We start from the raw sequence: 9221 nt of genomic DNA on the forward strand, positions 1-9221 counted from the left end.
GGGCGCAGTGACTGCCTCCGAGGGCAGTGCAGCAATTGACACTATTTAAAGAGTTGCAAAAGCTAAATGGAACCCGGTATGCGAACTGCAGGATAAACGGCACAGGAAGGTACTGGCGTTAAGGCTATGTACCGAAAGAAAAGGGTATAATGCAGTTCAGTAGGTTCTCTGCAAAAGTACTCGGGACTCATTCGGGGCGATCCGGGAAAAGTAAGATCGACCGGAACAGTCCACTCCTTGGGTTGTAGGAAAGCGAAATCTGACGAGCGTCTTTCAACATCTCTCATGCAATCCAAACATATGGTGGAAAGTATGGCTTTCCGAATAGCCTGAAAGTGGCAGATTGATGATGGGGACCTGAATTGGATACAGAAGGGAGACAGGGTTGATGGCGAAAGACGATGTTATTGAAGTCGAAGGCACAGTAGTTGAAACTTTGCCAAACGCGATGTTTAAGGTAGAATTGGAAAATGGGCATACAATTCTTGCTCACGTATCCGGTAAAATTCGTATGCATTTCATCCGTATTTTACCTGGAGATAAAGTCACGATCGAGTTATCTCCTTACGATTTGACTCGCGGTCGTATCACATACCGTTTTAAATGATCTTTTGCACTCCGAACTATTAAGGAGGTTGGGTTAGATGAAAGTGAGACCATCTGTGAAACCGATCTGCGAAAAATGTAAAGTTATTCGCCGACGCGGTAAAGTAATGGTAATCTGTGAAAATCCTAAACATAAACAAAGACAAGGTTAATTATAAAGGAGGTGCAATGGTTACATGGCACGTATTGCTGGTGTAGACGTTCCGCGCGATAAACGCGTTGTAATTTCATTGACATATATCTACGGTGTAGGTAAAGCTACAGCACAAAAAGTTCTTTCTGCTGCTGGCGTAAACGAAGATACTCGTGTCCGTGATCTTACTGAAGATGAATTGGACAAAATCCGTGAACAATTAGGCATGTTGAAAGTTGAAGGTGACCTTCGTCGTGAAGTATCCCTTAACATTAAACGTTTGATGGAAATCGGAAGCTTCCGTGGTATCCGTCACCGTCGTGGTTTGCCTGTACGCGGTCAAAATACGAAGAACAACGCTCGTACGCGTAAAGGTCCTCGTAAGACTGTAGCAAACAAGAAAAAATAATCGGTAAAGGAGGTCAAACAACATGGCACGTAAACAACAAACTCGTAAGCGCCGTGTGAAAAAGAATATCGAATCCGGTATTGCACACATCCGCTCTACATTCAACAACACAATCGTAACGATCACTGATATGCAAGGTAACGCGGTTTCTTGGTCAAGTGCAGGTGCTCTTGGTTTCAGAGGTTCCCGTAAGTCTACTCCATTTGCTGCTCAAATGGCTGCAGAGACTGCTGCAAAGGCGTCCCTTGAACATGGTCTTAAGACGTTGGAAGTAACTGTTAAAGGCCCAGGTGCTGGCCGTGAAGCTGCAATCCGTGCATTGCAAGCTGCTGGTCTTGAAGTCACTGCAATCAAAGACGTAACTCCTGTTCCGCATAACGGTTGCCGTCCGCCAAAACGTCGTCGTGTATAATGGGTGCTACTCCATTTGATTGAGAAACAACTTTCTTGTGCAAACTGAATTGTGCAACTGCAGAGAACAGTCTCTGTGAATCGATTGATGGAAAGACCTATACATTTGACGTTTTGAAGGAGGTAAATTGAATGATCGAAATTGAAAAACCAAAGATTGAAACTGTTGAGATCAGCGAAGATGCCAAATTTGGCAAATTCATAGTGGAACCGCTTGAGCGTGGATATGGGACGACCTTAGGGAATTCCTTGCGTCGAATCCTTCTATCATCCTTACCAGGTGCTGCAGTCACTTCTATTCAAATTGACGGAGTACTTCATGAGTTCTCCACTGTCGAAGGCGTCGTAGAAGACGTAGCATCGATCATTTTGAATGTGAAGAAACTGGCACTGAAAATCTACTCTGACGAAGAAAAAGTCATAGAGATTGATGTGAAGGGTGAAGGAACGGTTACGGCTGCCGACATTACACATGATAGTGATGTTGAAATTCTGAATCCGGATCTTTTTATTGCGACAATCGGTAAAAACGGCCATCTTCGTATGCGTATGTATGCACATAGAGGCCGCGGTTATACTCCTGCTGATCAAAACAAACGTGAGGATCTTCCAATCGGCGTGATCCCGATCGACTCTATTTACACTCCAGTTTCACGCGTCAATTTCCAAGTAGAGAATACTCGTGTTGGTCAAATGACTAATTTCGATAAACTTACGCTTGATGTGTGGACAGATGGCAGCATCGGTCCAAAAGAGGCGATTTCGCTTGGCGCGAAAATTTTAACAGAGCATTTGAATATCTTTGTAGGTATGACTGATGAGGCTCAAACTGCTGAAATCATGGTTGAAAAAGAGGAAGACCAAAAGGAAAAAGTTTTAGAGATGACGATCGAAGAACTTGACCTTTCTGTCCGTTCTTACAACTGTTTGAAACGTGCAGGCATTAATACTGTGCTTGAACTGACAAACAAGTCGGAAGACGAAATGATGAAAGTACGCAACCTCGGACGTAAATCCCTTGAAGAAGTTAAAGCGAAGTTAGATGAGCTTGGCTTAGGATTACGAATGGAAGACTAAGCGCTAATTATTGATAGATCACCATTTCCAACAAAGGAGGGAAACATCCATGGGTTACAGAAAGCTTGGACGCACAAGTTCCCAACGTAAAGCTATGTTACGTGACTTGGCGACTGACCTAATTGTTCATGAGCGCCTTCAAACAACTGAAGCACGCGCAAAAGAACTTCGTTCAGTTGTTGAAAAAATGATCACTTTAGGTAAACGCGGTGATTTACATGCACGCCGTCAGGCAGCTGAATTCATCCGTCGTGAAGTTGCAACTTCTACTGATGAGGAAGGCAACGAAACAACAGTTTATGCTTTGCAAAAATTGTTCGACGATGTAGCACCACGCTACGCTGACCGTCAAGGCGGTTACACTCGGATCATGAAAGTTGGACCACGCCGCGGAGATGGCGCACCAACTGTAATTATCGAGTTAGTTTAATTCTTTGAGAATCGAGAGGGTGGTAGTTTGAGTTCGGACTTCACCCTCTTCTTTTAAAAAACGACATGGTTTATACGGCATTAAAAGCAGAGTGTTACGATGAGCGCGCTAATTTGGCTTCGTCTCGTCTAGCTCTTCGCACCTCATTCAGGGTCCGGTGTGAGCAACCGGTCCCGCTATAATGGTAGAGCGCATTTCTTTGAATGAGGTGCGCGCTTTTTTTTATTTAATTTTATGTTAAAGTAGTCAATATTAAGGGCTGTGTAAGAGAGGTCAATCCACTTTTTACACAGAACCTGATATTGAATCTCTTAAAACAGATAAGCAGAGTGCAGACGGTTTAGTTGAGCAGAGCAGAGGAGGGAAAAAGATGGACAAGATCCTATCATTAAAAAATGTTAACTATACATATACTCCAGATCAACCAGATTCTAGGTATGCCGTAAAAGACGTGACAATTGAAGCTTTTGACGGTGAATGGTTGGCGATTGTCGGCCACAACGGTTCTGGTAAATCTACACTTGCCCGATTGATGAATGGACTCCTCTTCCCTCAAGAGGGTACAGTCCATATTTTCGGTTTGGCAATGAATGAAAAAAACATATGGGAAATCCGTTCACGTTTAGGAATGGTTTTTCAAAATCCTGATAATCAGTTCGTTGGCGCCACAGTACAAGATGATGTGGCATTTGCCTTAGAGAACAATGGTGTTCCATACGAAGACATGGTGAAGCGGGTTGAGCATGCGCTACAACTTGTAAAAATGGAGCAATTTGTCGATCATGAACCTCACCATCTGTCTGGTGGGCAAAAGCAACGTGTTGCCATTGCAGGTGCTTTAGCCTTGCATCCGAAATTATTGATTTTAGATGAAGCAACTTCGATGTTAGATCCACAAGGCCGAGAAGAAGTATTGCAAACTGTTCGGGAATTACGCGAGACTACAGGATTAACCGTCATCTCCATAACACATGACTTAGAAGAGGCGATGTCGGCTGACCGAATCATCGTCATGAATGACGGGCAAAAATATGCAGAAGGGATTCCCCGGGAAATATTTTCTTCGGGAAATAAATTAACCGAATTAGGATTGGATCTCCCTTTTTCGTTGAAAATGACACATTTACTCCGTCAGGAAGGCGTGCAACTGATGGATGAGCATATGACAGAAGAAGAGTTGGTGAATGATCTATGGACATCACACTTCAACAATTAGGATATATATACGCAAAGGATACCCCTTTTGAGAAACGGGCATTGGTAGATGTAGATCTCCATATCCCATCCGGCAGCTACTTTGCTGTTATAGGTCATACGGGATCAGGCAAATCAACCCTTCTTCAGCATTTAAATGGTCTGTTGAAACCAAGTGAAGGTTCCATTCAAATCGGGAAGATGCTCATTCCTGCAGGGAAGAAGAAACTCGACTTGAAACTCGTCAGACAAAAGGTCGGTATTGTCTTTCAGTTTCCGGAGCATCAATTATTTGAGGAAACTGTTTTAAAAGATATTATGTTCGGTCCGATGAACTTTGGCGTGCCTGAACAGGTGGCTGAAGCACGAGCAAAAGAACTCGTACGGCTATTGGGGCTTCCTGAAGAGGTGCTGCAAAAGTCTCCCTTCGATCTCTCAGGCGGCCAAATGCGCCGGGTTGCCATTGCAGGTGTATTAGCCATGGAACCTCAAGTGTTAGTGTTGGATGAACCAACGGCTGGTCTCGATCCACGCGGACGCCACGAAATAATGGACCTATTTGCAGAACTTCACCGGACAAAGAATTTAACGACTATTTTAGTGACACATTCAATGGAAGATGCAGCACGATATGCTGATTACATTGCAATCATGCATGAAGGTCGATGTGTGGTTACCGGAACACCACGTGAAATCTTTGCTGATGAAAAGACGCTAAAGGCTTATCGATTGGAAGTACCTCGAATCGTCCGTTTCCAAAAGCAACTTGAACAAAGAATCGGTCGGGAGTTACCGGAATTGGCATTGACAGAAGAGGAATTAACAAAGCTGATCGCTTCTGCTGCAAGAGGTGAACAATCATGATGGAGAAAATGATATTCGGCCGTTTTATTCCTGGAGACTCATTCGTCCATCGACTCGATCCGCGAGCAAAGCTCATTTTTGTGTTTCTCTTCATTGCTGCTGTGTTTTTGGCCAATAATGCGTTGACGTATGGAATACTCATCGTCTTTACGTTATTGGTGATCGCTTTATCGAAAATCCGTTTATACTTTCTGATCAATGGTTTGAAACCTGTACTCTTCTTAGTAGTCTTTACCTTCCTTCTTCATATCTTTTTCACGAAAGAAGGAGATCTCCTATGGCAATGGGGTTTCATTTCCATTTATGAAGAAGGATTGCGTCAAGGGATCTTTATCTCAATCCGCTTTGTGGTACTCATCTTCATCACATCCGTTTTAACATTGACCACATCGCCGATTTCCATTACGGATGGCTTGGAAATTCTTCTTAATCCATTTAAACGTTTTAAGTTGCCAGTACATGAACTTGCCCTTATGATGTCCATTTCATTGCGCTTCATTCCAACGTTGATGGACGAAACGGACAAGATCTTAAAAGCTCAGATGGCAAGGGGTTCGGATATTAGTTCCGGACCGATTAAGGAACGGGTAAAAGCTGTCGTTCCACTTTTAATCCCATTATTCGTCAGTGCATTTAAACGTGCTGAAGACTTAGCAGTGGCAATGGAAGTCCGAGGTTATAAAGGCGGGGAAGGAAGAACAAGGTTCCGCCAGCTTAAATGGGATTGGCGGGATACATCCATCATGGTTGTTCTTGCGATTCTAGCGGTCATCCTTTGGATTTTACGTTCGTAAAGGGGTTCGATTCGGATGATGAAAAGAATGAAAGCGGTCATTAGTTATGACGGAAGTGGTTTTGCCGGGTATCAAGTCCAGCCGGGACATCGGACTGTCCAGTTAGAATTGGAAAAAGTGCTCACCTCCATGCATAAAGGTACCCTGGTCCGAGTTTCTGCAAGTGGTAGAACCGATGCCGGGGTGCATGCTATTGGACAGGTCATCCATTTCGATACGAGCCTCTCTATACCTGAGGATCGTTGGCAAAAGGCACTCAATGTCCAGTTGCCGGCAGATATACGAGTGATGAGCGTAGAGGAGGCCCCTGAAGGCTTCCATGCGCGCTTTTCAGCAACGGGTAAGGTATATCGTTACAAATGGTCATTGACGCCCGTCCATAGCCCTTTTGAGCGTTTCCACACAACACATGTGACGTATCCACTTGATATAGCTCGTATGAGGGAAGCCGCTGCTTATTTTATAGGGACCTATGATTTCACAAGCTTCTGTTCTGCAAAGGCAGAAGTGGAGGACAGGGTACGTACCATCCATCGTTTGGAGTTCGAGAGACATGGTGATCAATTGCATTTAGTAATCCAAGGGAACGGCTTCCTCTATAACATGGTCAGGATTATTGCCGGAACACTTTTTGATATTGGAATTGGAAAAAAAGATCCGACTGATATTCCGGGAATACTGGAAGAAAAGGATCGTCGGGCGGCCGGAAAAACCGCGCCGGCACAAGGTTTGTACCTTGAAAAAGTCATCTATGGGAAATGAAACAACTTTTCCAGGTGTATTGGAATAATTCCTTGACTTTTAAGTCTCAGCGTTATATGATGATGTATGGTATTTTCAATAACCCCACGATAAGCCCCGGAAACTTATCAGTGTTGAGGATATAGGGAAAACGGAACAGATTTGAAATTTTAGGAGGACAAAATACATGCGTACAACATTCATGGCTAAAGGTCACGAAGTAGAGCGTAAATGGTTAGTAGTTGACGCAGAAGGCAAGACGCTTGGTCGTTTGGCATCTGAAGTGGCTTCTATCTTGCGCGGTAAAAACAAACCGACATTCACACCAAACGTTGACACAGGTGATCATGTAATCATCATCAACGCAGAAAAAATCCATTTGACTGGTAATAAGCTTAAAGGCAAAATCTACTACCGTCATACACAATTCTCTGGCGGTCTTAAAACTCGTACTGCTGGCGAAATGAAATCCAAATACCCAACTCAAATGTTGGAATTGGCTATTAAAGGAATGCTTCCTAAAAACTCTTTAGGTCGCCAAATGTTCAAGAAACTTCACGTTTACACTGGAGCAGAACATCCACATGCAGCACAACAACCTGAAGCTTACGAGCTTCGCGGATAATTATTAAGAGGAGGAAACACCCTTGGCACAAGTTCAATATATCGGCACTGGTCGCCGCAAAAGCTCTGTAGCCCGCGTACGTTTAGTACCAGGCGAAGGCAAAATTACTATCAACAAACGTGACGTCGAAGACTACGTACCATTCGAAACTCTTCGTGCAGTCATCAAACAACCACTTGTAGCAACTGAAACTCTTGGCAGCTACGATATCCACGTAAACGTTAACGGCGGTGGATTCACTGGTCAAGCTGGCGCAATCCGCCACGGCGTTGCTCGTGCACTTCTTCAAGTAGACCCTGACTTCCGTCCAGCTCTTAAAGCTGCAGGTCTTCTTACTCGTGATGCTCGTATGAAAGAACGTAAAAAATACGGTCTTAAAGCAGCTCGTCGTGCACCTCAGTTCTCAAAACGTTAATTCAACGTTCAAACCCCCTTTTCCCGTTTTGGGAAAGGGGGTTTTTTTGACTCTCAGTATCTACTTGAAGGACTGATACATGTTGGAATTCGCCAAATATTGTTGAAGCCTTTTCTGGGCAAATTCTTGTTCCACTTTAAAGGATCTTTGTATTTCATAAATCGCCAACATCTCTTCCCCAGGCAATTCCATATCCAGCAACATAAAAGTAGGAACACAAGCGTGAAAGGCGAAGTTAGCTGCCTTCCATTCTTGGTATAACTTAAAAGGGAAAGGAACACACACTTGGTTTCCGACGTGTAAAAGCGCATGACAAAGTTCATGTCCGAAGTCTTGCCATTGCTGCTCTGGACTTAGGCGATCATCAATAATAATCATTTGGTCGATCACCATTGATTCATGTGGGAAAAACTCCAGAATCATTCCTAACCGAGTTGCAATCGTTTCCGTATCCAATTGCTGTGGCAAGTAAATGTCTATTGATTCATACATTCTTTTTACATATTCTTCAATGGTGTTATAAACATATTTCATACCCATCCCCCAAATATAGAACATCTGTTCTTATATAAAGTATAATAAAAATCCCTCATGATTGGAAATGAGGGATTTTTACTATTTTTTATGTTTCTTACTAAGAAAGAATCACTACTAATTTCTTCGCTAAATTCCGCAATTCATTTCTTCTTCTCCTGCTGCTTTTTATAGACCTCGTAATAGACTTCAAATTGCTCTAATGCTTCTAAAATATCTTCCGGTTTATTTTTAAAAAAAAGGTTTTCCCTTGAGAGGATAAAGTCCATGACTTCTTTTTGATAGGCTGTTAAATGAGAAACAGCAGTGTCAGAAATTCCTGCTTCTCTATAGGTGGAAGTCGAATTGGAACGGCCAAGGAGATAGTCAGTGGTCGTATCGAGAGCATTTGCTAATAGGACTAACATTTCATTCGAAGGGGTACTATGACCGTTTTCATAATTGCTAATCGTACCTTTCGTAGTGCTTACTTTTTGGGCAAGTAATTCCTGAGTTAAGTTTGAGTCTTTCCTTGCTTTTTTTAAACGATCACCCAACATGTTTGATTCCCCCTGAATGGATTGAAGGTATAAGAATATTGTACAACTTATCTATAGTTTATCAAAAAGTACAAGAAAATTGTATTTAATAGTTGATGTACAAGATATTTATACATATAATATAAGTACAAGATTCTCATACATGGAGGTGGGTTTAATATCTAATGAAACAAACTTCAAGGAGGTCAGCTGATGAGAATGAAAGAGATTGAAGTAGATTCAAATGGAGAGCTTAAATTGGACTTAATGGAATTGCCGTCGAGTTGTGTATTAATTATCTCAGAAGGAAAGGCAAAACTAACGGAACTCCCAGTATTCGCAGAGACAAAAATCATCACTCATGCTGGACAAGTAAAGCGGGTAAAGTGGGACGAAGGGGAAGAGTTTTAAGAAAAAAATGCATAACCAATAATTGTCCCACCAGAAAACTGGAGGACACCTTAGCAGCA

Annotated in this window: 15 protein-coding genes; 13 read left to right on the plus strand and 2 right to left on the minus strand. The window is 42.8% G+C overall.

Going from position 1 to position 9221, the window contains the following annotated elements:
• The first annotated feature begins 388 nt into the window (after positions 1 to 388).
• The 12 genes from infA to rpsI all read left to right on the plus strand — a co-directional run bounded on the left by infA (position 389) and on the right by rpsI (position 7699).
• Positions 389 to 607, plus strand: coding sequence for a translation initiation factor IF-1 (gene infA / locus ACFOZY_RS15960; protein WP_016429904.1), 219 nt, complete (start codon positions 389 to 391; stop codon positions 605 to 607).
• Between the two features lie 37 nt (positions 608 to 644).
• The gene (gene rpmJ, locus ACFOZY_RS15965; RefSeq protein ID WP_003247619.1) at positions 645 to 758 is read left to right on the plus strand and encodes a 50S ribosomal protein L36; all 114 of its coding nucleotides are present in this window, start codon (positions 645 to 647) and stop codon (positions 756 to 758) included.
• A gap of 24 nt (positions 759 to 782) precedes the next feature.
• The gene (gene rpsM / locus ACFOZY_RS15970; protein ID WP_378157322.1) at positions 783 to 1148 is read left to right on the plus strand and encodes a 30S ribosomal protein S13; all 366 of its coding nucleotides are present in this window, start codon (positions 783 to 785) and stop codon (positions 1146 to 1148) included.
• Positions 1149 to 1170: 22 nt separating this feature from the next.
• Positions 1171 to 1560 (plus strand): 30S ribosomal protein S11, encoded by a 390-nt coding sequence (gene rpsK / locus ACFOZY_RS15975; protein WP_036151912.1) that lies wholly within the window; start codon positions 1171 to 1173, stop codon positions 1558 to 1560.
• Between the two features lie 131 nt (positions 1561 to 1691).
• The gene (locus tag ACFOZY_RS15980) at positions 1692 to 2636 is read left to right on the plus strand and encodes a DNA-directed RNA polymerase subunit alpha (protein ID WP_378157325.1); all 945 of its coding nucleotides are present in this window, start codon (positions 1692 to 1694) and stop codon (positions 2634 to 2636) included.
• A gap of 49 nt (positions 2637 to 2685) precedes the next feature.
• Positions 2686 to 3066: a 50S ribosomal protein L17 gene (gene rplQ / locus ACFOZY_RS15985; protein ID WP_378157327.1), complete on the plus strand. Its 381-nt coding sequence runs from the start codon at positions 2686 to 2688 to the stop codon at positions 3064 to 3066.
• Positions 3067 to 3436: 370 nt separating this feature from the next.
• A complete protein-coding gene (locus ACFOZY_RS15990; protein WP_378157329.1) occupies positions 3437 to 4282 on the plus strand; it encodes an energy-coupling factor ABC transporter ATP-binding protein in 846 nt (281 codons plus the stop codon).
• Entirely contained in the window at positions 4258 to 5124 is an 867-nt protein-coding gene (locus ACFOZY_RS15995; protein ID WP_378157331.1) for an energy-coupling factor ABC transporter ATP-binding protein, read from the plus strand. Before ACFOZY_RS15990 ends, ACFOZY_RS15995 begins: the two co-directional genes overlap by 25 nt.
• A complete protein-coding gene (locus tag ACFOZY_RS16000; RefSeq protein WP_378157333.1) occupies positions 5121 to 5918 on the plus strand; it encodes an energy-coupling factor transporter transmembrane component T family protein in 798 nt (265 codons plus the stop codon). Before ACFOZY_RS15995 ends, ACFOZY_RS16000 begins: the two co-directional genes overlap by 4 nt.
• 15 nt (positions 5919 to 5933) lie before the next feature.
• Positions 5934 to 6680: a tRNA pseudouridine(38-40) synthase TruA gene (gene truA / locus ACFOZY_RS16005; RefSeq protein ID WP_378157335.1), complete on the plus strand. Its 747-nt coding sequence runs from the start codon at positions 5934 to 5936 to the stop codon at positions 6678 to 6680.
• Between the two features lie 166 nt (positions 6681 to 6846).
• The gene (gene rplM, locus ACFOZY_RS16010) at positions 6847 to 7284 is read left to right on the plus strand and encodes a 50S ribosomal protein L13 (protein ID WP_378157338.1); all 438 of its coding nucleotides are present in this window, start codon (positions 6847 to 6849) and stop codon (positions 7282 to 7284) included.
• A 22-nt stretch (positions 7285 to 7306) separates the two neighbouring features.
• Entirely contained in the window at positions 7307 to 7699 is a 393-nt protein-coding gene (rpsI, locus tag ACFOZY_RS16015) for a 30S ribosomal protein S9 (RefSeq protein ID WP_378157341.1), read from the plus strand.
• A 60-nt stretch (positions 7700 to 7759) separates the two neighbouring features.
• On the opposite strand, the gene ACFOZY_RS16020 is transcribed toward rpsI, so the two are convergent.
• Positions 7760 to 8233: an ImmA/IrrE family metallo-endopeptidase gene (locus tag ACFOZY_RS16020; RefSeq protein ID WP_378157343.1), complete on the minus strand. Its 474-nt coding sequence runs from the start codon at positions 8231 to 8233 to the stop codon at positions 7760 to 7762.
• Positions 8234 to 8376: 143 nt separating this feature from the next.
• Positions 8377 to 8772: a helix-turn-helix domain-containing protein gene (locus tag ACFOZY_RS16025; RefSeq protein WP_378157345.1), complete on the minus strand. Its 396-nt coding sequence runs from the start codon at positions 8770 to 8772 to the stop codon at positions 8377 to 8379.
• Positions 8773 to 8964: 192 nt separating this feature from the next.
• Here ACFOZY_RS16025 and ACFOZY_RS16030 point away from each other — a divergent pair, with 192 nt between their 5' ends.
• Positions 8965 to 9162 (plus strand): XtrA/YqaO family protein, encoded by a 198-nt coding sequence (locus ACFOZY_RS16030; protein ID WP_378157347.1) that lies wholly within the window; start codon positions 8965 to 8967, stop codon positions 9160 to 9162.
• The last annotated feature ends 59 nt before the right edge of the window (positions 9163 to 9221 follow it).

It is taken from the genome of Chungangia koreensis, from assembly GCF_042651785.1.
Taxonomy (GTDB): Bacteria; Bacillota; Bacilli; order Bacillales_A; family Planococcaceae; genus Chungangia; species Chungangia koreensis.

What these genes read in the sequence shown, in the direction of transcription:
- infA (WP_016429904.1), top strand. Translation starts at nt 389, where the DNA reads ATGGCGAAAGACGATGTTATTGAAGTCGAAGGCACAGTAGTTGAAACT.
- rpmJ (WP_003247619.1), top strand. Translation starts at nt 645, where the DNA reads ATGAAAGTGAGACCATCTGTGAAACCGATCTGCGAAAAATGTAAAGTT.
- rpsM (WP_378157322.1), top strand. Translation starts at nt 783, where the DNA reads ATGGCACGTATTGCTGGTGTAGACGTTCCGCGCGATAAACGCGTTGTA.
- rpsK (WP_036151912.1), top strand. Translation starts at nt 1,171, where the DNA reads ATGGCACGTAAACAACAAACTCGTAAGCGCCGTGTGAAAAAGAATATC.
- ACFOZY_RS15980 (WP_378157325.1), top strand. Translation starts at nt 1,692, where the DNA reads ATGATCGAAATTGAAAAACCAAAGATTGAAACTGTTGAGATCAGCGAA.
- rplQ (WP_378157327.1), top strand. Translation starts at nt 2,686, where the DNA reads ATGGGTTACAGAAAGCTTGGACGCACAAGTTCCCAACGTAAAGCTATG.
- ACFOZY_RS15990 (WP_378157329.1), top strand. Translation starts at nt 3,437, where the DNA reads ATGGACAAGATCCTATCATTAAAAAATGTTAACTATACATATACTCCA.
- ACFOZY_RS15995 (WP_378157331.1), top strand. Translation starts at nt 4,258, where the DNA reads ATGGACATCACACTTCAACAATTAGGATATATATACGCAAAGGATACC.
- ACFOZY_RS16000 (WP_378157333.1), top strand. Translation starts at nt 5,121, where the DNA reads ATGATGGAGAAAATGATATTCGGCCGTTTTATTCCTGGAGACTCATTC.
- truA (WP_378157335.1), top strand. Translation starts at nt 5,934, where the DNA reads ATGATGAAAAGAATGAAAGCGGTCATTAGTTATGACGGAAGTGGTTTT.
- rplM (WP_378157338.1), top strand. Translation starts at nt 6,847, where the DNA reads ATGCGTACAACATTCATGGCTAAAGGTCACGAAGTAGAGCGTAAATGG.
- ACFOZY_RS16020 (WP_378157343.1), bottom strand. Translation starts at nt 8,233, where the DNA reads ATGAAATATGTTTATAACACCATTGAAGAATATGTAAAAAGAATGTAT.
- ACFOZY_RS16025 (WP_378157345.1), bottom strand. Translation starts at nt 8,772, where the DNA reads ATGTTGGGTGATCGTTTAAAAAAAGCAAGGAAAGACTCAAACTTAACT.
- ACFOZY_RS16030 (WP_378157347.1), top strand. Translation starts at nt 8,965, where the DNA reads ATGAGAATGAAAGAGATTGAAGTAGATTCAAATGGAGAGCTTAAATTG.